Here is a 21,962-nt window from a genome sequence, read left to right on the forward strand (position 1 = left end):
GGACGCTCACCACCTCACCTTCATGCCGCCGTAGACCGAGAGCGGCTGCACCAGCGTCACCGTGCGCGGGTCGTTCAGCGCGTAGGTGTTGGCGAAATTGGCGTTCGTCTCGAGGAACGTGCCGAAGGTCGGCACCCGCGTGTTGAGCAGGTTGGTCACCAAGGCGAAGAGCTGCACCTCCTTGGTCACCTGGTAGCTCGTGTTCAGGTTGACGAGCGCGTAGGGCGGCAGCTTGCGATTCAGGTTCGACTCGTCGCCGCGGAAATAAGAAGACGAGAACGCCGCCACGTTCATGCCGAACTTCCACTCGGGCGTGATCGCGACCTCGAAGCCGGCCTTGATCTGGTGCTCGGGCACCAGCGGCACCTTGTTGCCGGGCCGCACCGTGATCAGCCCGTCGTCCGACAGCGGGTTGTTGGGCGAGGAGAGCTGGCCGTTGAACTGGAAGGTGGCGTCGATCAGCGCGTAGTTGGCGTAGACGCTCCAGCGCTCATTGGCATACTCGCCCGCCACCTCGATGCCCTGACGCCGGGTAGCCGGCACGTTGACGAAGTAGCCGCGCGCCGCGTTGCCGGGCACCGCGACCTGCAGGATGTCGTTGGTCAGGTCGGTGCGGAAGAGGCCGAGCTTGTAGCTGAACACCCCGCCCTCGTAGATGTCCGGCACCGTGCCGCGGATGCCCGCCTCGTAGGTATGGGCCTCGACCTGCTTGAGCGGCGGGTCGGCGACCAGCGAGTTCGGCAACAGGCAGGGCCGGTCCGGATTGGCACAGGCGAGTTCGAGAGGCGTGGGCGCCCGGTTCGACTCGGAATAGCCTCCGTAGAGGCTGAGCCAGGGCGCGACCCTGTAGGTAAGGCCGGCGAGCGGGTTGACGCGGGTGTAGTAGTGGGTGCCGGTGACGTCAGGGGAGAAGCCGGTCTGGTCCTGGGTGGTGATGCGCGCGAAGTTCAGGCGCGCGCCGGCCGTCAGCGAGAGCTGGTCGGTGACGTCGAAGGTGTCGAGGGCGTAGAGGCCCATGTAGAGGTTCGAGCCGGTAACGTTGCTCGGCGCGATGCCGAGCGCCGCGGCGGTGCGCAGCGGGCCAGTGCCGAGACCGGGGACCAGCCCGTAGGCGGGGTTGAGCGGGTTGGTGGTGACGCTCAGATCCGGGTTGATGACCCCGAGCACGCTCGACGACTTGAAGGTGTAGTCGGCGAGGTCGATGCTGCCGCCGACGATGAAAGTGTTGCCGTGATCGAGGATGCGGTCACGGTTGGTCGCCTGAAGCGAGCCACCCCAGCCCGTCGCCTCCGTCTTCGTGGTATCGAGCGTGGCGTAAGGAATGCCCGCCCGGAACGGGATCAGCTGGTTCTGCGGCCCGAGGATGCGGAACTGGTTGCGGAACTGAGCCTGGGTCTGGCCAGGGGCGGGCGAGAACCCGTCGTCCTCGTAGCAGAGAAAGCCGCGGAAGTTGGAGCGGGTGCTGCAGTTCTCGAAGTTGCCGTCGTTGCCGTCGACGTATTGCTGGCTGAAGCGGCGCAGGTAGGCGTTGCCCGAGAGGTCCCAGGTCGGCGTGATGCTCACCTTTCCGGTGACCTGCAGCTGGCCGACCTCGGTGCTGGTGGTCTGGGGATTGGTGAAGATCGCCCGCTCGTTGAGGCGGATGAGGTCGACTGGCGTGGCGGACGCCGCGCCGTAGAAGGTCTTGGCGCCTGAGGCGATGACGTGGAACTCGGAGTCCGGCGCGCGGTAGCCGAGATCGGCGTAGACTCGGCCAATCTCGGAGGGCGACTTGAAGCGCCAGCCGTCGTCCTTCAGGCCCTCGCCAGCAAAGTAGAAGCTCCAGGGGCCGATCACCTGTCCGTGCTGCAGGCTGCCGCCGATGCGCCCGTCCGAGCCGCCGAATACCGACATCTCGGTGCCCTGCCAGGTGAAGCCGTTCTTCATCTCGATGGCGACCGCCCCACCGAGCGCGTTGAGGCCGAAGAGCGGGTTGCCGGTGACGATGTCGATGCGGTTGATGGCGACGGAGGGGATCAGGTCCCAGTTCACCACGTCGCCGAAGGCCTCGTTGATGCGGGTGCCGTTCTGGTAGACGGCGAGGCCTTGAGGTGCGCCCTGCACGGGCGAGGCGTCGAAGCCGCGATAGGTCACGGTCTGGCGGAAGCCGTTGCCCTGTGCGTCAGAGACGTTCACGCCCGGGGTAGTGCGGGCGAGCGTGAAGGTCCGGTCGAGCGTCGCCCGGTCCTCCTCGAGCTTGCGCGCCGAGACGGTCTCGACCGTGAAGGGAACCTTGGCGAGCGGCAGCGCGCCGCTGGACGGGAGCCCCTCGGCGCCGGCCGCACGCCCGATGCTGCTCGCGCCGCCGACGGGGGTGACGGGCACGACGTCGATGGTGTCGAGGGCGATCGTGTCCCCCTGCGCCACCGCGCGGTGGCCTGAGGCGAGCATCGCGCACGGCACCAGAACGGTCGTGACCAGAAGACTGCGGCGCAGCGCCACCATCGGTTTCCCTCAACGCACCGAAAGTTCTTAGACCTAATCAGGTCTAGCTCAGTGCTGAACGGATACGAAAGCCGCTGTTCAGCCGCAATCTGCCGCTTAGGCTGCGGCGGACACGTGCGTTGGATATTGCAGAGACAGCGGCGCTGTGTAGCATAATCATCACGGGCATTGGGAACATCGTGAGGCGTGCTCGGGAACGAGTGGCAATCAGCATTGCCACTCGTTCCCGGATGCTCACCTCCAGCTCGGCTGCAGTCGGCGTCCGCCGGGGGCGGCCGATCTCGTCGTGACGATCGCGGAGGTGCGGGCCGCCCGAGCCGCGTTACTGGGGGAGATCGCGGCGGATCTCACAAAGTGCGGCGTTCCCACGCCGCGGCGCAGGAGCGCATGGTCGGCCGCGCAAGTCTCGTGCGTGCTCGACCGCCTCGGATGAGTCCGTCTACCGCAGGCCATTGGCCGGGCGGCAGCTGGCGCACTACGTCGCGGGGGGCGCCAGTTATGGCAGCTGCGCACGCCAAGAAAGTCTATGATTAAGCGATAGGCCCGGGGCGAACCCCGTCGCCTCGGGCCAGCGGTTCACGCATCAAGTGTCACGACCAGGGAGAGCATGCGGGCCAAGGCGCAGCTCACTGCGGCGGCTTTGGCCAGCATGTCTTCAAGGCTCAGCAACTGGACACTGGAGTCGCCCTCCAGCCTTTCTAGATGGCGCTGAAGCTGCACCAGCATCTGTGCCAGGCAGTCCCGCTGCGCCGCGATGTGCGCACCGCGCGGGCCGAGATCCACACCGGCCTCGGCCGAGCGGGCCAGAGCCTAATACTGCTGCCGCAGAGCGTCGGCGGTCTGCGGCTGGTTGATAAACTGAACCTCCGACATCATCACCTCACGCGGCGCGCACGGTCGAGAGAAAGTGCGCCACCTCCACGCTGAGCTGCGCAGACTGGTGCGACAGCTCGGAGGCCGAAGCCAGGACCTGATTGGCTGCCGCCCCCGTGATCTCGGCCGCGCTCGCCACGCCGACGATGTTGCTCGTCACCTCGCCCGTGCCCATCGCCGCCTGAGAGACGTTGCGCACGATCTCCTGCGTCGCCGCGCCCTGCTCCTCGACAGCAGCGGCGATCCCGGTCGCGACCCGCGCCATCTCCTCGATGCGCCCGCCGATGCTGCCGATCGCCGCCACGGCCTGCTCCGTCGAGCCCTGGATCCGGCCGATCTGACCCGCGATGTCTTGCGTCGCCCGCCCAGTCTGGTTGGCGAGCTCCTTGACCTCGGCGGCGACAACCGCGAAGCCGCGCCCCGCCTCGCCCGCGCGCGCCGCCTCGATCGTCGCGTTCAGTGCCAGCAGGTTCGTCTGCCCGGCAATGCCGGAGATCAGGTCGACGACCTCCCCGATCTTGGTTGCCGCTGCGCTCAGGTCCTGCATCAGGGCACGAGTCCTATCAGCCTCCTGGACGGCCGTCTGCGCCAGGGTTGCTGACCCGCTGACCTGTCGGGCGATCTCCTGCACGGACGAGCCCAGCTCCTCGGCCGCGGCGGCTACCGTGTTGACGTTCGAGGACGCCTCCTCGGCCGCCGCTGCCACTGTGGTGGACTGGCTGGCCGTCTCCTGTGCGGTGCCAGCCATGGTCTGTGCCGTCCCCTGCAGCTCGCCTGCCGAGGCGGTCACGGAGGCGATGATGCCGCCCACCGCCTGCTCGAAGCTGTCGGCCATCTGCTGCATCGCAGCCTTGCGCTGCACCTCGGCCCCGGCGCGAGCCAGCGCGGTCTCCTCCTCCAGCTGCCTGGTGCGGATCAGGTTGTCCTTGAACACCTGCACCGCGCCTGCCATCGCGCCGATCTCGTCACGGCGCGCCAGCCCGGGCACCTCGCTGTGCACGTCTCCAGCAGCGAGGCGCTGCATGGCCGTCGTCATCCCGGCGAGCGGCTTGGCGATGCTCCGGCCCACCAGGATGGAGGCGGCCCCGGAGATCGCCAGCACCAGTCCGGCCAAGCACCAGCGCAGCCAATCCGTCGTGGAGCGGGCCTGCTTGATCTCGGCCTCGACCTCCTCGCGCGTTTGCAGGACAGCAGCGCTGACGCTGTCCACCAAGGGCTTGAGGTCGGCGTAGTTGGTCGACAGCACCTTGGTTGCCTCTACCAACTGCAGGCGGCCCTCGATGTAGGCGCTTACATCGCGCTGATAGGCTGTCATACGAGCGCCGATCTCGGCCTTGGATGCTTGCGGCAGAGCGGACGCATTCAGAGCCACATCGAACTCGGCTGCCCGCCTCTTGAGGTCCTGGGCGTATTTGGGGTCGAGACGGAGCATGAAGTCCTTCTCGTGCCGGCGCATCATCAGCATGAGGTTGGACAGGCGCAGCTCGTCGGCTTGCCCGAGCCTGGTCTCGACCTCGTGGACGGAGGTGCGCAGCGTGCCCTGCAGGCCCGACTTCTCGTCCAGGCCGAGGAGCTTGGAGGTGCGCACGAGCTCAGCAAAGGCCGTCTGGTAGGTGCTGAAGCCCGCCCGGATGGCGCTCAGCTTCGGGGCGAGTTGCGCGTCCATGCTGCCGCTGGCGATGAGGGCCTTGAGGCCGTTCAGGTCGGCGCTGACGCGCTCGGCGGCTTGTGCGTGCCGTGAGACGGAGCCGTCGTCGGCGCGCAGCAGGAAGTCCTTCTCGTTCCTGCGCTGGTCGAGCAGGTCGGCATTGAGCGTGGCGGTTAGCAACGCGCCGTTGGCCATCTGGTCGGAGCGCTGTTCAAGGTCGTCGAGGTGGCGATTAGCGAGGTGATCGACTGTGCCGACTGCGACCACGCCGGCCATGCCGATGAGGGTGAGCAGGCCGAGGCGCTTGTTGAGGGTCAGAGCGAGGCGGGCGGGGGCCATCAGATCACCAGTAATTATTTGGTGCCCGATATTTCTCCTGCAGATAGTTGATAGACATTTAACGATTAGTAGCTTGATCTGCTCAAATTTGTGACACTGACGCTGTCCAAAGTATCAGGCACCATTCAGCTATGCTGCTGATGCAGCCGTAGTCCGCTGGATCTAAGGAACGATCACATCCTCCGCGCTCATCGAGCGGGCGAGATCGCGGATCAGCGCGGCCAGCTCCGGCTCCTGGACCAGCTCTGCCGCGGCCTCGCTGCTGACCCAGTGCACGTCGCGCTGGCCCTGCTCGCGCCAGCTGGGCAGCTCCCGCGTGACGGTCAGCACGTAGACAGCCACTCGGCAAGGGACGGCACTGCCGTCCGGCAGCCGCTTGTCGTAGGTGTAGTGGCCGGCCGGCGTCTTGCTGATCTGCCCAGTGACGCCGGCCTCCTCCCGCGCCTCGATGGCCGCGGCCCTGTGGGGCTTGCGCCCCTTCATCGGCCAGCCCTTCGGGGCGATCCAACGCCGGGTCTCGCGCGAGGTCACCAGCAGCACCTCAAGGCCGCCGTCCGCCGCTTGGCGCACCGGTAGGGCCGCCACCTGCTGCAGCGGCTTCGACAGGCTAGGCTTCTTCGTCGCCTTTGACTGAGCCGCCTTCTTCACCGTCGACTTGATACGGGGCTTCTTCGGCTTGGGCACAGCGATACTCAGAACATCCGGCCGTGACAGGCAGGGTCAGCACCCAGCCCATCACGATGTCGCTCGCCAAGCCCTAACGCAACGCGGACGTGCGTCGTGCCGCTCATGCTCAATGTGTTCCGGATCGTGAGCCGCAGCCGGGGCTGGTATAAGCGCGGCGCGACACGCGACACCTCCCTCGCACCCGCTCGTCAGAGAGGCTGCGTCGCATTCTTCGAGAATTCTCGAATAAGGCATTGACCTGCCGCCCTTGGCGGGTCAATTTATTTCGATGAACATCGAACAAGCCGCCAAGCAGCTCGAAGCACTCGGCAACCCGACCCGCTTGCAGGTCTACAGGATGCTGGTGCGCGCCGGGCACGCCGGCCTGCCGGTTCGCCAGTTGCAGGAGCGGGTCGGCATCGCCGCCGCCTCGACGCTCTCACACCATCTGCACCGGCTGATCCTGACCGGCTTGGTCTCCCAGGAGCGCCAAGCCACCACGCTGATCTGCCGAGCAGTCTATCCGGCCATGAACGCCCTGCTCGGCTTCCTGACGGACGAGTGCTGCGCCGACGCGGGGTGCGCCAGCAAGGACGCCGCTGCCTGACTTTTTGGGCCTTATACTTCGATACTTCTGGAACTAGCGGAGGAGACGATGAGTGAGAGCAGAACCTCGCTGCCGGTCGCTGTGATCGGCGCGGGCCCAGTCGGTCTGGCCGCTGCCGCCCACTTGGTCGCACGCGGCCTGACCGTGAGGGTCTACGAGAGCGGCGAGACAATCGCCGCCCACGTGCGTGCCTGGGGGCACGTGCAGCTGTTCTCGCCCTGGGAGTTCAACATCGATCCGGCCGCGCGGGCGCTTCTGGAGGTCCAAGGATGGCAGGCACCGCCCGACAACGTCTACCCGACCGGGCATGAGCTGGTGGACCACTATCTGGCGCCCCTCGCCGCCACGCCCGCCCTGGCATCTGTGATCGAGACCGGAGCGCGGGTCACGGCGCTCGGCCGCCTCGGCATCGACAAGGTCGTGAGCCGCGACCGAGAGAAGCAGCCCTTCGTCCTGACCGTCGAGGCTCACGACGGGCGCACCCGGCGCGACCTCGCCCGCGCTGTGATCGACGCCTCGGGGACTTGGGCGACGCCCAACCCGCTCGGTGCCGGCGGCTTGCCAGCTGAAGGCGAACTCGTCCTGGCTGACCGCATCGTCGCGGGCATCCCGGATGTGCTCGGCCGTGACCGCAGCGCCTATGCCGGACGAACCACCTTGGTCGTGGGTGCCGGTCACTCGGCTGCCAACGTGCTCCTCGAGCTCGCGCAGCTGGCCGAGGAAGTTGAAGGCACAACACTGATCTGGACCACCCGCGGCAAGGACCTGTCGCGCGTCTACGGCGGTGGAGCCGCCGACCAGCTGGCCGCACGGGGCGATCTCGGTCTCCGGCTCCGCGCGCTGGTCGAGAGCGGACGGGTGCGCTTGGCGAAGGGCTTCGCGGTCACGGCCGTGCGGGCGGACAGCGAGGGCCTCCTGGTGGACGGCGAGATGGCGTGCGGACCGCGCACGCTCGGCCCCGTCGATCGGGTCGTGACCGCCACGGGCCAGCGCCCGGATCTCACTCTAACGCGTGAGCTGCGCCTGGAACTCGATCCCTGGCTGGAGAGCGTTCGGGCGCTCGGCCCGCTGATCGACCCGAACCTGCACTCCTGCGGCTCAGTCCCGCCGCACGGCCACCGTGAGCTGGCTCACCCGGAACCAGGCTTCTACACCGCCGGGATCAAGAGCTACGGGCGGGCTCCGACCTTCCTGATGATGACCGGCTACGAGCAGGTTCGGTCGATCGCGGCGGCGCTGGCCGGCGACTTCGCGGCGGCCGACTCCGTGCAGCTGGTCCTCCCGGAAACCGGCGTGTGCTCGACCTCACGCGGCGCCGAGAGCAGCGCGGGTGGGTGCTGTGGCGGTCCAGCGCCGGTCGGGGTCGATGCCTGCTGCGCCGATGACGCGGTGGCTAAGGCCGAGACCGGCACGGGGTGTGGCTGTTCCCCCGTGTCTGTCATCGAGACGGCATCCTCCTGCTGCGGTAAGGCGGTCGCGTGAGCACCGGCATCGCGCGGTGTGCGCGTCGCTGACGGAGATGGGACCATGCCTTTGACCGGTCGCCGGCTCGTGGCCGCCATGTGCGTCGGTCAGGTCGGCAACCTGCTACCCCACGTCGTGGTGCAGGCGATCATGGCCAAGCACTTGATCCCGCTCTGGGGCCTCAGCGCCAGCGAGGCCGGGATGATGGCCGGCGCCTACGCCTTCGGCTACATGCTCGCCGTCCCGGTTCTCGCGACCCTCTCCGACCGGATCGATGCCCGCATGATCCTGGGCGCGGGCACGTTCGTCAGTATGGCGGCGGTCCTGGCCTTCCCGTTCGTCGCCCAGGATCTCGTCACCGCCTCGCTGATGTGGGGCTTGGCCGGCTTGGGCTTCGCCGGGGCCTACATGCCGGGTCTCAAGGCACTGACCGACCGGCTCGATCCCGGCGACGCGTCGCGCAGCGTCACCCTCTACACCTCCAGCTTCTCGCTCGGCGTCGCCCTGTCGTTTCTGGTCGCGCAGGTCGTGGCGGACCGGTTCGGCTGGCGGGCGGCGTTCCTGGCCACCGGTCTCGGCCCGGCGGCGATGCTGGTCGCGGTGGCGCTGATGGCCCCCGTCGTTCCGCCGCCGGCGCAGACCGGCCTGCTCGCGAGCCTCGGGGCCGTGTTCCGGAACCGGCCGGCCCTCGGCTACATCCTCGGCTACGGCGCGCACTGCTTCGAGCTCTACGGGATGCGCACCTGGATCGTGGCCTTCTGGACCTTCGTCGCGGCGAGCCGAGGCGGCAGCGTGCCGGTCGGTCCCGTCACGATCAGCGTGCTGTTCGCCCTGCTCTCGATGCCCTCGAGCGTGCTGGGCAACGAACTCGCGCTGCGGGCCGGACGGCATCGCGCGATCTCGGTGGTGCAGATCGCGTCGGCTTGCGTCGGCCTCAGCCTGGGGCTGGCCGCGGACGCCGCGCCGTGGGTGATTTTCACGCTGATCCTGATCTACGCCATCACCATCCCGGCCGACAGCGGCGCCTTGACCGCGGGCATGGCGCAGAGCGCGACTCCCGGCGCGAAGGGCGCGACCATGGCGCTACACTCTACGGTGGGGTTCGGCCTCTCGGCGCTCGGCGGCTGGGGTTTCGGGGTGGCGCTCGACGTGGCCGGCGGTCCGGGAAGCGGTCGCGCGTGGTTCGCTGGCTTCGCGCTGCTTAGCCTCGGCATCGTGCTCGGGCCGGTCGCCCTGTGGTGGTCGCGCCACTCGCCATCGGCGCACACAGCCCCGCTCTCGAAAGGCCGGACAACATGAGGGCTCGGTCCGGGCCGGCCGTGATCTCGGCCTTGGGCGTGGTGCAGATCCTGACCTGGGGCAGCTCCTACTACCTCCTGACCGTGCTCGCTCCACCGATCGCCCGGGATACCGGCTGGCCGCTGCCCTGGATCGTCGGCGGCCTCTCGGCCGGCCTGTTGGTCTCGGGGCTGGCCTCGCCTCGAGTCGGGCGCGCGATCGGCACTCACGGCGGCCGGCCTGTGCTGGCGTTCGCCGCGGTGGTGCTGGCGCTCGGGCTCGTCGTTATCGGCTCAGCGCCGAGCCTGCCGGTGTTCGTCCTCGGCTGGCTGGTGGACTTGCTTCGGGAAAGTGGAGAGCTCTTTCCGTGAGGGAGGAGGTTCCCGATGCGAGAACCGAAGAAGCGCTTCACCCCTGAGTTTCGCGCCGAAGCCGTGCGCCTTGCTCACACGAGCGGGCGCAGCCGCCGAGAGGTCGCCGAGGATCTCGGCATCGGCCTCTCGACGTTGCGCCACTGGATCGACGGACAGCGCGATCGCGAGATGGAGGCGCCGCCCTCCGACCGCCAGGAGGACATGGCCGCCGAGCTGAAGCGGCTGCGGCGGGAGAACGAGGTGTTGCGCCAGGAACGCGAGATCCTGAAGCGGGCCACGGCTTTTTTCGCCAAGGAGGGAAGTCGATGAGGTTCCAGCTCATCGATGCGGCGAAGAAGGACTTCCCGGTCGCGCGTCTGTGCAAGCTCCTGGATGTCAGCCCGAGCGGCTACTTCGCCTGGAAGAACCGGCCCGCGTCGCGCCGTCAGCGCGAGGACCTCGTGCTGCTCGCCCACGTCCGCTCGGCCTTCGCGCTCTCACACGAGACCTATGGCAGCCCGCGCATGACGCACGAGCTGCGCGAGCAAGGGCTTGGCGTGGGCCGGCGCCGCACGGCGCGGCTGATGCGGGAGAGCGGGCTCAAGGCTCGCCAGCCGCGCCGCTTTCGGCGCACCACCGACAGCCAGCATGCCTTCCCGGTCGCGCCCAACCGGCTCGACCAGGATTTCACCGCCGCAGAGCCCGACGAGAAGTGGGGGGCTGACATCTCCTACATCTGGACACGGGAGGGCTGGCTTTATCTGGCGGTGGTGATCGATCTTTATGCCCGGCGGGTCGTCGGCTGGGCAGCTGGCGACCGGCTGCACAAGGAATTGGCCCTGACTGCCTTGCGTCGCGCTTTGGTTGTGCGACGGCCGGCAGCTGGTCTGGTGCATCATTCGGATCGAGGTAGTCAGTATTGCTCGAACGAGTACCAGGCTGAACTACGAAGCCGCGGGATCACCATTTCGATGTCTGGCAAGGGCAACTGTTATGACAATGCGATGGTCGAGACGTTCTTCAAGACGCTGAAAAGCGAGATGGTCTGGCGCACCGTCTTCTACACGCGTGCCGAGGCGACCGAAGCCCTGGCCCGCTACATCGATGGCTTCTACAATCCCTGCCGGCGCCATTCCGCGCTCGGCTTCGTCAGCCCTGTCCGGTTCGAGAGGCGGGGCACCTGTTCAACCGCTCTCTACTAAACCGAAGCAAGTCCAGCTGGTGCTCGGCGTCGGGATGGCGGCCGGCCTCTACGATGCGGCCTTCGCGACGCTCGGGCGTCTCTTCGGGGCCGGCGCGAGACCGGCGATCACCGCGCTGACGCTGTGGGGCGGATTCGCCAGCACGGTGTGCTGGCCGCTCTCGGCCTACCTCGTCGAACACATGGGTTGGCGGGGGACCTGCTTCGCCTACGCGGGCCTGCTGCTCGCCCTGGCGCTGCCGCTGGTCCTGCTCGTCCTTCCTTCTGCGTCGCTCCTGCCGGATCCGGGCGCCGCAGCCGGCTCGGCCGGGGCGTCACCGCTGCGCGGGCGCGAGCGCCGGGCGTTCGTGCTGCTCGCGGGCATCCTGACCCTGTCGGGCGCGACGACGGCTATCATCTCCGTGCATCTGCTCACTCTGCTGCAGGCGCAGGGCGCGTCCCTCGCGACCGCGGTGTCGCTCGGCGCCCTGGTCGGCCCGTCCCAGGTCGCCGCGCGGGTGATCGAGATGGCGAACAGGGGCCGGCACCATCCGATCTGGACGCTCACCGCCGCCATGGGCCTGATCGCCCTCGGGCTGGTGCTGCTGTGGACCGGGTTCCCGATCCTCGCCGCCGCGCTGGTGCTCTACGGGGCCGGCAACGGCGTTTACTCGATCGCACGCGGCACCCTGCCGCTCGCGCTGTTCGGCCCGGCGCGCTACGCGCCGCTGCTGGGGCGGCTGGCGCAGCCGAACCTCGTCGCCTCGGCTCTCGCCCCGTCGCTGGGTGCAGTCGTGCTCGCGCAAGGAGGGACGCACGCCACCCTCACCGTGCTGGCCGGCTTGGCGGTGATCAACCTGCTGCTCGTGGGCGCGCTGTGGCGAGAGAGGTAACCGACACGAGGGGATCGGCGCCGCAAAGGACGGGGCCGGGATGGTTGTGAGCGCAGAAGGTGTGGATCTAAGAATCATGCGGATCGCCAAGGGCACCGCACCATCCCCATCGGCAGGGAGTGCGCTAGATCGGCAGCGCCAGAACAATTTCGGGAGGAAGCCGAACGTGAGAGTCAGCCGCAGGAACGTCCTGACAAGCCTTTCCGCGCTCGGGGCTGCAGTCCCATTAACGCGCGCCGTCGCGCAGACGCCTACACAAGGCGCGTCCAAGACTTACGTGCTGGTGCACGGCGCGTATGGGGGAGGGTGGATCTGGCGCGATGTCGCGGCGGGCTTGCGGCAGCAGGGCCACCGGGTCTGGACGCCTACGCAGACCGGCCTCGGCGAGCGCAGTCACCTTCTATCGCGCCAGATCACGGTCGATACCCACATCCAGGATGTCGCGAGCGTCATCGAGATGGAGGATCTGCACGACGTCGTCCTGGTCGGCCACTCATACGGCGGCATGGCGGTCACCGGCGTCGCGGATCGCATGACCGACCGCATCCGCCAGATCGTCTACCTCGATGCACTGATCCCGGAGAACGGCGAGAGCGCCTTCTCCATCTTGCCCTCTGGCATGGCGGACGCCCGGCGCAAGACGGCGCTCGACCAGGGCGCGGGCGTGGCGCTGCCGGTGCCCGGCCCGGACGCCTTCCCGATCCCGGCTGGCCCGGCCAAGGACTGGTTCATGCAGCGCCTGCGCCCGCACCCGATTGGCACCTACGAGAGCGCGATGCGGCTGGCGAAGCCGGCCGGCGCCGGCCTGCCCGTGACCTACGTCGCCTACACGAACCCGGCCCTGGCCTCGATCGAGCCGAGCCGGCAGCGCGCCCGAACCAAGGCAGGCTGGAACTACCGCGAATTGGCCGTGCCGCACGATGTCGAGGTGCCGATGCCCGAGAAGGTCGTCGAGGTGCTGGCGGGCGTAGGCTGACTGGTTCGGCGCTCAGCCTAAGGGTGCCTTCCTGGCGAGGGCACTCCGGCTGCCAGCGTCGCCTCGACGTGCTTTGAAGTAGCATTGTGCGCCAAGGACGACGCCGCCAAGGATCGGGCCGGGGACGTCATGAGCGCAGAAGGCATCCCTCAGCCGCTGGGTGGAAATCACTAGGACTTCACGTTCCGCTGCTGGGTCGCAGGGCATAGGTCCGGAAGACCGCCGATCACGCCCGCGGGTGCGCGCTAGGTCGCGAGCAAGATCTCCACGTCCGGGTCGCTCTCCGCGGCCCGATGTGGCCCAATTGTGCCGCGGACGCGCTTCGCTCAGCTCAAGAAGAGTTCGCGAGGCGCTAAGTCCTTGATCGATTAGGGAGCGACTTGAGCACTAGCTCTACGGGTCCTCCGCCTTCGGAGGGCAACGCTCTATCCAGCTGAGCTACGGGTGCTGACCGCGGCACTTCACTAGCGCATGACGCGGGCCGGCGCAACGGCGAAGAGGGACGTGAATCCGCTCAAGGGGATCGGGCGCCGGCTCCTCAGGCAAAGGTCACACGGTCGAGCCGTGTCGGGTGCGCGGGGAGGGGAGGCAGGGGCAGGAAGGGGCCGGCGCTGTGCCTCGGGTGCGGACGGATTGCGCCGCGGTTGAGGCGCGTGCACCGCGGGTGTGCCGCAGTGCTGCCTCCCGGACGCCGTCCCGGGCGACGCCATGGCGCGTGCCCGGATTGATAGTAGCGGGCTTATCGCGGCCCGGCTGACACGCCGTGGAGCTCAAGATGCTCCGCGGCCGGTCTGAGCGGCTGCGCCGGCTCCAGCTCGCCGGCCGAACACGACGCCGGAGGTCAGGCCGGAGCCACCCGGATAGCCGTTGAAGAACACCCCGCCGACGATCTCGCCGCAGGCGTAAAGGCCGGGGATCGGCGCACCGTTCTCGGCGATCACTGCGCCGGCCTCGTCCACCTCCAGGCCGCCATAAGTGAAGGTGATGCCGCCGGTGACCGGATAGGCCTTGAACGGCGGGGTATCGAGGGCCTGCGCCCAGTTCGATTTCGGGAGATCGAGGCCCTTCGTCCCGCGGCCGTCCTTGGCGGCCGGGTTGAACTGGACGCTCTCGTCTACGGCGGCGTTGAAAGCGGCCAGCGTGGCGCGGGCCTGCTCCTTGTTGTTGAGTCCGTCGAGCTTGTCGATCAGCCGGTCGAGAGTGTCAGCTTCGACGTAATGCGCGTCGTGGAAGCGGTATTCGCTGTAGAGCAGGGAATCGACCTTCGAGTCGAAGATCTGCCACGCGATGTGTTTCGGCTGCTCCATGATCGCGCGGCCGAACTGCGCGTAGGTGTAGTTGCGGAAGTCGCGGCCCTCGTCGACGAAGCGGCGCCCCTCGGCGTTGATCATGACACCGAGGAAGTAACAGATCTTGCGGTAGTGCTTGCGCTCGAGGTGGGGCAGGGCGAGGTTGCCGTAGGGTGGTGTGTAGAGGTCCATCGGCGTGGCGTGACAGCCGCCGTAGAAGCCGTGCCGCCGCGCCCCGAGCCGGAACGCCATGGCGAGCCCGTCGCCGCGGTTGTGGGGCGTGCCGCGCACCTTGGCGTCCTCCCAGCCTGGGCCGATGAGTTCGGCACGCAATTCGGGGTTCGACTCGAAGCCGCCGCAGCCCAGGATTACGGCACGCGCCCGGATCGTCCCGGCCTCGCCGGCGGCGTGCGTGCGCACGCCGCAAACGCGCCCATCTTCGACGATCAGGTCCTCGGCCGCGCAGCCGAAACGGATTTCGCCGCCAAGTGCCTTGAACGCGGCGCGCTCGGCCTGGACGAGGCCCAGGCCCTCGTCGCGGGTCGCGAGCGTCAGGCCACCCCAGAACACGAAACGCCCGTCCTTCTCGTAGGACTGGCGGGCGTAGATCGGCTCGAATTTCACACCCTTCGAGGCGAGCCAGCGCACAGCGTCGTAGCTCTCGGCGATCAGCGTCTGCTGCTCACGGCTGAGCGGGCGCCCATCATTGAAGCCGAGGAGGTCTGCCGCGAAGCGCTCGGCCGTGTAAGCGCCGAACTCCGTGCGAGCCAGGCGCGGGTCGTGCGGATCTTCCAGGAGCGGCAGGAGGTCATTCTTGCCCTCGTAGACGAAGCGCATTGCGCCCGCGGTGTAGGCGGTGTTGCCGCCGGCGAGATCGGGCCCCGCCTTCTCGATGATCAGCACGCGGCGGCCCTGCTCGCGCGCCGCGATGGCCGCGCTCATCGCGGCGTTGCCGGAGCCGACGACGATAATGTCCCACTCGGTCTGCATGGGGGATCTCTCCATGATGGTCGGCCGCGGCGGGCCGCACAGCCGTGTGGCCGCGGTAGAATGTTAGGGCGGCACCAAGCCCGCATGCAGCGGCAAGCATCAGCCAGTAGGCTGGGGCGGCCTTGTCGCCGGTAGCGCTGATGAGCGAGGTTGAGACCAGGGGCGTCGCGGTGCCGAATAGGGCCGCCGCTTTCGTTGAGAAATTAGCCGACAGAGCCAAGCACCTTGAGCCACTGCTCGGTCGGCCGCGCGCCAGAGACCGCCCACTTGCGGTCGACGATGAAGAACGGCACGCCCGCGATCTGCATCCCGGCAGCTTGCTGTTCTACGGCCTCGACGAGCGCTCTCAGCTGCTCGTTGCTGAGCGCCTCCTCGATGACGGGGCGGCCGAGCCCGGCGGCTTCGCCGATGACGATGAGCACATCGGGGTCGCCGATATCCCGGCCCTCGTCGAAGTAGGCGCGGAACAGCGCGTCCACGAACGGATCGGCTCGCCCATCGTGCGTCCCGGCCGCGATCAGCATGTGGGCACGCCGTGTGTTCGGGGTCCGGAGCACCGAGTGAAGGCGATGCTGATGCACTCCCGGCGGCCAAGGTTGCGGCGGACGGAGTGCGCCCGCTCGTGCAACTGCGGGAACTCACGTTCCTGAGGCGGGCGCCAGCGCCGACCGCGCCCTCCACCGGCAGTCCCCTCAGTTCGGCCGTAACTCGCTCCGACTCCTCGTATCGTAACCTTGCGGCCGAGCAGGTTGTTGCTTGCCATGCGATCGTCAGTTGATAATGCTGAGCTGATGCGAGGGCTCATGGCATGGTTGCGAAACATGGCAGGACCAAACGCGCCGTCACCAGTTTCGCCCTCATGCTGATGGTCGTCGTGGCGGCTCCCTCGGCCAAGGCCATCGACGATGCCGGTCGGGATGACCGGCGCATCGCCGAGATGCTGGCGGCCATGCTGCGCGCGGGAAGGACGGTCATCTCGCAATCCCAGGACGTGATCAACGATCCGACGGCTCGTCACAAGGGTCTCGACGGAGACGCCGTGCTGGCCCGTTCCGTCGAGGTCTACCGCCAGGCGACGGGCATGGATCCAGGCGCGCTTCCGGCGGGAAGCCGGGAGGGCCGGCTCCTGCAATACGAGATGGCGGCGATCAAGGAAGTGGTGGACGCCAACCAAGGCACGATCAACGCCGCCGGGACCGGCTTCAAGGGGTTCATCCCGGCGGTCTTCGCTCGCCTCGTCAGCGAGGCGTTCTCGCGCCGGGCCCAAGGCGAGGCAGACATGAAAGTCACGGCGCCCCTGAGCCTGGTCCGCAACCGCAAGGTTCGGCCGGACGCTTGGGAGGCGGAGGTGATTAAGGACCGTTTCCAGGCCCCGGACTGGCCGCATGGCAAGTCTTACGAGATGATCATGGACGACCAGAATGGACCGCTCTTCCGCATCGCCGTGCCGGAATACTATACCGCCTCGTGCCTGAGCTGCCACGGCGGCCCGAAGGGGGACCTGGACATCACGGGATACCCCAAGGAAGGCGCGCGCGTGGGCGATCTCGGCAGCGTCATCAGCATCAGGCTGAGGCGCTCGTGACGGCGGCGCTCGCCGCGCCGGGACGGCGGAGAGTGCCGCAACGATGAGGCTCGCGGTGAGTCCGACGCACCTCCTCGATCACATCTCCATCAGGACACGGCTGATCCTCCTCGCCTTCATCCTGATGGCCGGCATCATCGGAACCAACCTCTATCTCTGCACTGCCCTGAACCGGGCGGCCGAGGCGGCCGCCCGCGCGGACCGTGCCATGGTTCGCATCGAGGTCGCGAACGACGTCCGCAATGCCTTCGCGGACCTGCGCTACTGGACGACCGACCTCGCCGTCAGCCTGCTCACGCAATCCGAGCGCAACGCGGCCGAGGCGCGCAAGAAGCTCGACGCGCAGCTGTCTGTCCTGGCCAAGACCGACCCGACCACGGCTGCCCAGATCGCCACGGAGGTCGCGGCTTTCGCCGAAACGGCCAACAAGGGGGTCGACGCCTACACCAACGACCAGCGCGTGATCGGCAATTCCCTGGTCGCTGAGGCGCGGCGTCACGGCATCGCGGTCGACCGCATCCTCGCTCAGCTCGACGATCAGCTCTCCGGGCAGGCCCACAGCGCGCGCGACCTCGTGCTCGCGCGGACGATGACGGCGACGCGGGTCTCGTTCATCGTGGTGGGTCTGGCGATCGTGTTCGGGATCGGGCTGACCGCGCTGGTGCTGCACTCCATCCTGGTGCCGCTGCGACAGGTGGTGAAGTCCCTGAGCGCGATCAGCGAGGGGCGTTTCGACGTGCCGCTGCCTGAAACCCGGGACGCGGAGATCCGCGGCATCGTGCGGGTCATCGCGTTGCTTCGGACAGCTCAGGCGGAGCGCGAGCGCCTGACGCGCGAAGCGGAGCACCAGCGGCTCATCCTCGAGGACGCGGTGGCCTGCATGCAGGAGGGCTTCGCCCTCTACGATCGCGACGACCGCCTCGTCATGGCGAACGCGCGCTACAGCGAGATGCTGATGGGCCAGTCCGCCGCTGCCGCGATGGGGCTGCCGTTCGAGACACTGATCCAGCAGGTCGCGGCGCGGCGCGACGAGTCGGACGCCGAGGCGGACCTGGATCACGACGCGTGGATCGCCCAACGCCTCGCCGAGCATCGTCGGTCTGGGAGCACGACGGAGACACGGGTGCGCGGGCGCTGGCTCCAGATCGCCAAGCACCGGACCCACGACGGGGGCACGGTAACCCTCGTGATGGACATCACCGATCTCAAGCAGCGCGAGATCGAGCTGGACCAAGCCAGGGCGGAAGCCGAGCGGGCCAACCAGGTGAAGTCGGAGTTCCTGGCCAACATGAGCCACGAACTGCGCACACCCCTCAACGCGATCATCGGCTACAGCCAGATGCTGCGGGAGGATGCGGCCGACGATGGCAATGACGGCGCGGCCGCGGACCTCACCAAGATCGAGGGAGCCGGCAAGCACCTCCTCGACCTGATCAATGACATTCTCGATCTTTCCAAGATCGAGGCCGGCAAGATGGAGGTATTCCTCGAAGAGATCAATATTCCTGAGTTGCTGGAGGATGTGCGCCTGCTGATTGAGCCGGTTGCGGCGCGAAACGACAATCGGCTGGTGGTCGCCTGTGCAGCGGGGGCGTCCCGGATGGTCACGGATGTCACGAAGTTGAAGCAGAGTCTTCTGAACCTGCTCAGCAATGCTGCAAAGTTCACTAAGGGTGGTCTGTTGACGCTGTCGGTCGATCCGGATCCCGACCGGGCCGGCAATCTCTGCTTCGCCGTCAGCGACACCGGCATCGGTCTCTCGCCGGAGCAGGTCGGCCGCCTCTTCCAGGCCTTCCAGCAGGCGGACAACTCGACGACGCGGAAGTTCGGCGGGACGGGCCTGGGCCTCGCGATCACGCGCAGCTTCGCCCGCATGCTGGGGGGAGACATCGCGGTTACGAGCGCGCTCGGCGCGGGCAGCACCTTCGTCATCACCTTGCCCGCGCATCCGCCCGTCAAGGCCCCCCCCGCGGAGGGCCGCGCGGGCGAGGCGGCCGCCAGGACCCTGCCCGACGGCAAGCAGGCCGACCTGCCGGGGCCGACGATCCTCGTCGTCGATGACGACGCGGCCTCGCGCCACATCATCGGCTCGCTCCTGATTCGCGAGGGCTACAGACCGATCTACGCCGAGTCCGGCGAGGACGCGCTTCAGGTGGCTCGCGAGAGGCAGCCCGCCGCCATCACGCTCGACATCATGATGCCCCGCCTCGACGGGTGGGCCGTGTTGCAGGCGCTGAAATCCGATCCGGACCTGACGCCGATCCCGGTGATCCTCGTCTCGATCGCGGCCGACCGCGGGCTCGGCTTCTCGCTCGGCGCCTCGGCGGTGCTGAGCAAGCCCGTAGACCGCGCCCAGCTCGCCGCCGCCATCCGGACGCACCGGCTGCAGGGCGCGGGTGAACTCGTCCTCATCGTCGAGGACGACGGCGCCATGCAGGCCGTGACCGCCCGCACGGTCGAGCGCCTGGGCTGCCGTGCGGAGATCGTTGGCAATGGTCGAGAGGCCCTGGACTGGCTCGCAACCCACCCGCAGCCCCGGCTCGTTCTCCTAGACCTCATGATGCCGGTGATGAACGGCTTCGAGTTCCTGCGCGAGTTGCGCTCCTGCGCCGACAGCCGGGAGATCCCGGTGATCGTCCTGACCGCTAAGTCGTTGACTGAGGCGGAGCGTGCGGAGCTCGTCACCATGACCGAGGGCGTGGTGTCGAAGGCGGATGCCGGGAGGCTCGATCTGAAATGGGTTCTTCACGAGACGCTGTTCGGCCATAACGGGCCGCCGGCAGCCGGGGCGGTTAGCGAGCGACCTGCGGCAGAGGAGGTCACATGACCCGCGTCCTGCTGGTTGAGGACAACGAGTTGAACCGCGACATGCTGAGTCGGCGGTTGAAGCGCAGCGGCTTCGAGGTTCTCTTCGCGGAGGACGGCCAGCAGGCGGTGGACACGGCGGCGGCGGAGATGCCGGACCTGATCCTGATGGACCTGAGCCTTCCGACGATGGACGGCTTCGAGGCGACCCGGGCGCTGAGGGCGAACGAGAAGACGGCCGGATTGCGCGTGATCGCGCTCACCTCGCACGCGATGTCGGGCGACAGAGAGCGCGCGCTCGCCGCCGGCTGCGACGATTATGACACGAAGCCGGTCGACCTTCCCCGTCTCCTCGGCAAGATGCACGCGCTGCTCGATCCTGCCGGAAAGCCGGCGGAGGGCTGACCGCGCTCCCGGACGGCGCGTTCCGGCCGCCGGCTCCGCCCCGCGCGGGCCGGGGCACCTGTCCGGCGCGTCGCGCGGCGGCCGTCGCCGCGCCGTCGGCCAGACGCCGCACGGCGTCAGGTGTTGCCAGCGTGCGAGGCTCCATCGAGGAAGTAGGTCTCCATCGGGCCCTTGCCCTTGATGTGCGTGACGCCGCGCGGAGTGCAGAAGAAATCGCCGCCGAGCGCCCGGCGGGTGCTCTCCGAGATGTGGATCCGCCCGGCCTGCCCGTGCGATTCCATGCGGGCAGCAATGTTCACGCTGTCGCCCCAGACGTCGTAGGCGAACCGGCTCTGCCCGATCACGCCCGCCACGGCCTCGCCCGAGTGGATGCCGACCCTCACCGCAAGCTCCACGCCGAGCGCTCGCCCGACCTCCTCAACATCCGCCATCATGTCGAAGGCGAGGAGGGCGATGCGCCGGGCGTGATCGGGCGTCGTCTCCGGGATGCCGCCCGCCGCCATATAGGCATCGCCGATCGTCTTAATCTTCTCGACGCCGCGGCGCGCGACGGACCGGTCGAAGGCCGAGAAGACCCGGCTGAGGAGATCGACGGTGCCGCCGGGCGTGAGCCGTCCGGCCAGCGGCGTGAACCCCACGAGGTCGCAGAACAGGACCGTGACCTGCGCGAAGCGGTCCGCGATCGCCGCCTCTCCGTTGCGCATTCGCGCGAGGATCGGCCGAGGAAGAACGTTGAGCAGGAGCCGTTCTTCCCGCTCGCGCAGGAATTTTCTCTCAATCGAGGTTGTGATTCGGACGCGCAGGATCGTTGGATTGAACGTCTTGGGGAGGTAATCCTCGGCCCCGGCCTCCAGGCAGCGCACGATGCTGCCGATGTCGTCGATGCCCGAGATGACGATGACGGGAACGTGACGGGACGTCTCGGAGGCCTTGAGGCGGCAGAGAACTTCGAAGCCCGACATGCCCGGCATGATCATGTCGAGCAGGATGAGGTCGAAGTCCTCCGCGGCGACTTTGGCGAGCGCGGTCGCGCCATCGTCGGCGAGCGAGACGTCGTGGCCCTCGCGGGCGAGCCGACGCCGGAGGAGGTCGCGGTTCGTCGGGTCGTCGTCCACCACCAGGATCCGGCCGGTCAGCCGGGGCGCGTCCATCTCGGCTGCGGCCGGAGAGACCGCGCGCAGGAACTCCGCGATGGCGGCCGAGGTCGCCATCGGCACCTCGGCGTCGGACTCGCCGCGCAGCTCTCCGACCTGGGTGAGCTGCTCGATCCGGGCGAGCATCTGGTCCGTGCAGTCCCGAATGTGCGTGAGATCGGCGACGAAGGGGCGGCCTTCGAGTGTCGACATGTCCTCGATCCACATCTCGCTGTAGCCCTTGATCGCGTTCAGGGGCGTGCGAAGGTCGTGCTTCAGGCGGCTGAGGACGAGCGCGCGGTTCTCGGCATCCGCGGTGAGCAGGACACCCGACGAGCCGGCTTCTGCAATCAGGAGCGACAACTGCATGTTCGCTACCTTGATGCGCTCGAGATCGGCCATGAATTCCGCGTATTGATCCCCTCCGGCATCCTCGATCATCATGCCGACGAAGCCGTCTATCGCCGCGCTCGGCGCGGAGAGTGCTTGGTCCAGGTAGGACTTCAGGACGCGTGCAACGCGACCGTTCAAGTGACTCGCGTCGTCGGGCCGCAGCATCGGCGCGCGCTCATTGGCCATGGTCCGTCCTCCATGCCGGTCAGGAGATAGGTCGCATGAGCAGCATCCGCGAGCGGTTTCGGGGGTGGTGGCGCATCACCGAGACCGGCACCTGGGACAACGACTATCTCGACATGATTGAGCCGGCCTTCATCGCGTTCGAACGAGGCGGCACGGGCGAGTTCCGCTTCGGGGTGGTCGTCGCGAGCCTCGATTGCTCCTACAGCCAGACGGATGTGGGCTTCCGGTTTCATGGCTCAGACGAGGGTGACGAAGTGTGGGGCGACGGCTGGGCTGAGTTCGACGGTTCCGACACGATCCACGGCGAGATCGCCTTCTGGAACGGCGACGAGACCACCTTCAGGGCGCGCCGATGGCCGTCGTCGTAACGAGGCCGGACGGTGATTCAGCGCGACGGGAGCGGCGCGGAGGCTAA

General features: G+C 68.0%; 16 protein-coding genes and 2 pseudogenes. 11 read left to right on the plus strand and 7 right to left on the minus strand.

What is annotated here, in order from left to right:
• Nucleotides 1-6: 6 nt before the first annotated feature.
• The 4 genes from MET2598_RS0109860 to MET2598_RS0109875 all read right to left on the minus strand — a co-directional run bounded on the left by MET2598_RS0109860 (nucleotide 7) and on the right by MET2598_RS0109875 (nucleotide 6,028).
• Nucleotides 7-2,484: a TonB-dependent receptor gene (locus MET2598_RS0109860; RefSeq protein ID WP_018260720.1), complete on the minus strand. Its 2,478-nt coding sequence runs from the start codon at nucleotides 2,482-2,484 to the stop codon at nucleotides 7-9.
• Nucleotides 2,485-3,060: 576 nt separating this feature from the next.
• Nucleotides 3,061-3,267 (minus strand): hypothetical protein, encoded by a 207-nt coding sequence (locus MET2598_RS0109865; protein WP_018260721.1) that lies wholly within the window; start codon nucleotides 3,265-3,267, stop codon nucleotides 3,061-3,063.
• A 97-nt stretch (nucleotides 3,268-3,364) separates the two neighbouring features.
• The gene (locus MET2598_RS0109870) at nucleotides 3,365-5,344 is read right to left on the minus strand and encodes a methyl-accepting chemotaxis protein (RefSeq protein ID WP_018260722.1); all 1,980 of its coding nucleotides are present in this window, start codon (nucleotides 5,342-5,344) and stop codon (nucleotides 3,365-3,367) included.
• 162 nt (nucleotides 5,345-5,506) lie between these two features.
• Complete coding sequence (locus MET2598_RS0109875) at nucleotides 5,507-6,028, minus strand: NUDIX hydrolase (protein ID WP_018260723.1); 522 nt, start codon at nucleotides 6,026-6,028, stop codon at nucleotides 5,507-5,509.
• 271 nt (nucleotides 6,029-6,299) lie between these two features.
• Here MET2598_RS0109875 and MET2598_RS0109880 point away from each other — a divergent pair, with 271 nt between their 5' ends.
• The 7 genes and pseudogenes from MET2598_RS0109880 to MET2598_RS0109915 all read left to right on the plus strand — a co-directional run bounded on the left by MET2598_RS0109880 (nucleotide 6,300) and on the right by MET2598_RS0109915 (nucleotide 12,761).
• Nucleotides 6,300-6,617: an ArsR/SmtB family transcription factor gene (locus MET2598_RS0109880; RefSeq protein WP_026190634.1), complete on the plus strand. Its 318-nt coding sequence runs from the start codon at nucleotides 6,300-6,302 to the stop codon at nucleotides 6,615-6,617.
• 48 nt (nucleotides 6,618-6,665) lie between these two features.
• On the plus strand, nucleotides 6,666-8,099 hold the full coding sequence (locus MET2598_RS36260) for an FAD-dependent oxidoreductase (protein WP_018260725.1): 1,434 nt from the start codon (nucleotides 6,666-6,668) through the stop codon (nucleotides 8,097-8,099).
• Between the two features lie 45 nt (nucleotides 8,100-8,144).
• The gene (locus MET2598_RS36265) at nucleotides 8,145-9,380 is read left to right on the plus strand and encodes an MFS transporter (protein ID WP_236728699.1); all 1,236 of its coding nucleotides are present in this window, start codon (nucleotides 8,145-8,147) and stop codon (nucleotides 9,378-9,380) included.
• Nucleotides 9,377-9,694, plus strand: a pseudogene (locus tag MET2598_RS0109895) (MFS transporter); the annotation flags it as partial. The gene MET2598_RS36265 and the pseudogene MET2598_RS0109895, both read left to right, overlap by 4 nt.
• A 51-nt stretch (nucleotides 9,695-9,745) precedes the next feature.
• Nucleotides 9,746-10,914, plus strand: a protein-coding gene (locus MET2598_RS0109905) for an IS3 family transposase (protein WP_085984595.1) whose coding sequence is annotated in 2 segments (ribosomal slippage) — nucleotides 9,746-10,013 and nucleotides 10,013-10,914 — 1,170 coding nt in all. Because the reading frame shifts where the segments join, the coding sequence is not laid out codon by codon here.
• A gap of 16 nt (nucleotides 10,915-10,930) precedes the next feature.
• Nucleotides 10,931-11,785: pseudogene (locus tag MET2598_RS36270) on the plus strand (MFS transporter); the annotation flags it as partial.
• A 76-nt stretch (nucleotides 11,786-11,861) separates the two neighbouring features.
• Entirely contained in the window at nucleotides 11,862-12,761 is a 900-nt protein-coding gene (locus MET2598_RS0109915) for an alpha/beta hydrolase (RefSeq protein ID WP_084673812.1), read from the plus strand.
• Between the two features lie 770 nt (nucleotides 12,762-13,531).
• On the opposite strand, the gene tcuA is transcribed toward MET2598_RS0109915, so the two are convergent.
• Both tcuA and MET2598_RS36275 read right to left on the minus strand, forming a co-directional pair.
• A complete protein-coding gene (gene tcuA / locus MET2598_RS0109920; protein WP_018260730.1) occupies nucleotides 13,532-15,040 on the minus strand; it encodes an FAD-dependent tricarballylate dehydrogenase TcuA in 1,509 nt (502 codons plus the stop codon).
• A 203-nt stretch (nucleotides 15,041-15,243) separates the two neighbouring features.
• Complete coding sequence (locus tag MET2598_RS36275; protein WP_018260731.1) at nucleotides 15,244-15,564, minus strand: DsbA family oxidoreductase; 321 nt, start codon at nucleotides 15,562-15,564, stop codon at nucleotides 15,244-15,246.
• Between the two features lie 284 nt (nucleotides 15,565-15,848).
• Between MET2598_RS36275 and MET2598_RS0109930 the strand changes: the two genes are divergently transcribed.
• From MET2598_RS0109930 to MET2598_RS0109940, 3 genes are read left to right on the plus strand one after another with little or no spacing between them, the layout of a single operon-like run.
• On the plus strand, nucleotides 15,849-16,625 hold the full coding sequence (locus MET2598_RS0109930) for a Tll0287-like domain-containing protein (protein ID WP_026190636.1): 777 nt from the start codon (nucleotides 15,849-15,851) through the stop codon (nucleotides 16,623-16,625).
• Between the two features lie 43 nt (nucleotides 16,626-16,668).
• Nucleotides 16,669-19,452, plus strand: a complete 2,784-nt coding sequence (locus MET2598_RS0109935) for an ATP-binding response regulator (protein WP_018260733.1) — start codon at nucleotides 16,669-16,671, stop codon at nucleotides 19,450-19,452.
• Nucleotides 19,449-19,835, plus strand: a complete 387-nt coding sequence (locus MET2598_RS0109940) for a response regulator (protein WP_012332639.1) — start codon at nucleotides 19,449-19,451, stop codon at nucleotides 19,833-19,835. The genes MET2598_RS0109935 and MET2598_RS0109940 overlap by 4 nt, the downstream gene beginning before the upstream one ends.
• 116 nt (nucleotides 19,836-19,951) lie before the next feature.
• Here MET2598_RS0109940 and MET2598_RS0109945 read toward each other — a convergent pair whose 3' ends face one another.
• The gene (locus MET2598_RS0109945) at nucleotides 19,952-21,547 is read right to left on the minus strand and encodes an adenylate/guanylate cyclase domain-containing protein (RefSeq protein WP_018260734.1); all 1,596 of its coding nucleotides are present in this window, start codon (nucleotides 21,545-21,547) and stop codon (nucleotides 19,952-19,954) included.
• A gap of 35 nt (nucleotides 21,548-21,582) precedes the next feature.
• Between MET2598_RS0109945 and MET2598_RS0109950 the strand changes: the two genes are divergently transcribed.
• Nucleotides 21,583-21,915, plus strand: coding sequence for a hypothetical protein (locus MET2598_RS0109950; RefSeq protein WP_018260735.1), 333 nt, complete (start codon nucleotides 21,583-21,585; stop codon nucleotides 21,913-21,915).
• Nucleotides 21,916-21,962: the final 47 nt, after the last annotated feature.

Source organism: Methylobacterium sp. WSM2598 (genome assembly GCF_000379105.1).
Classification (GTDB): domain Bacteria; phylum Pseudomonadota; class Alphaproteobacteria; order Rhizobiales; family Beijerinckiaceae; genus Methylobacterium.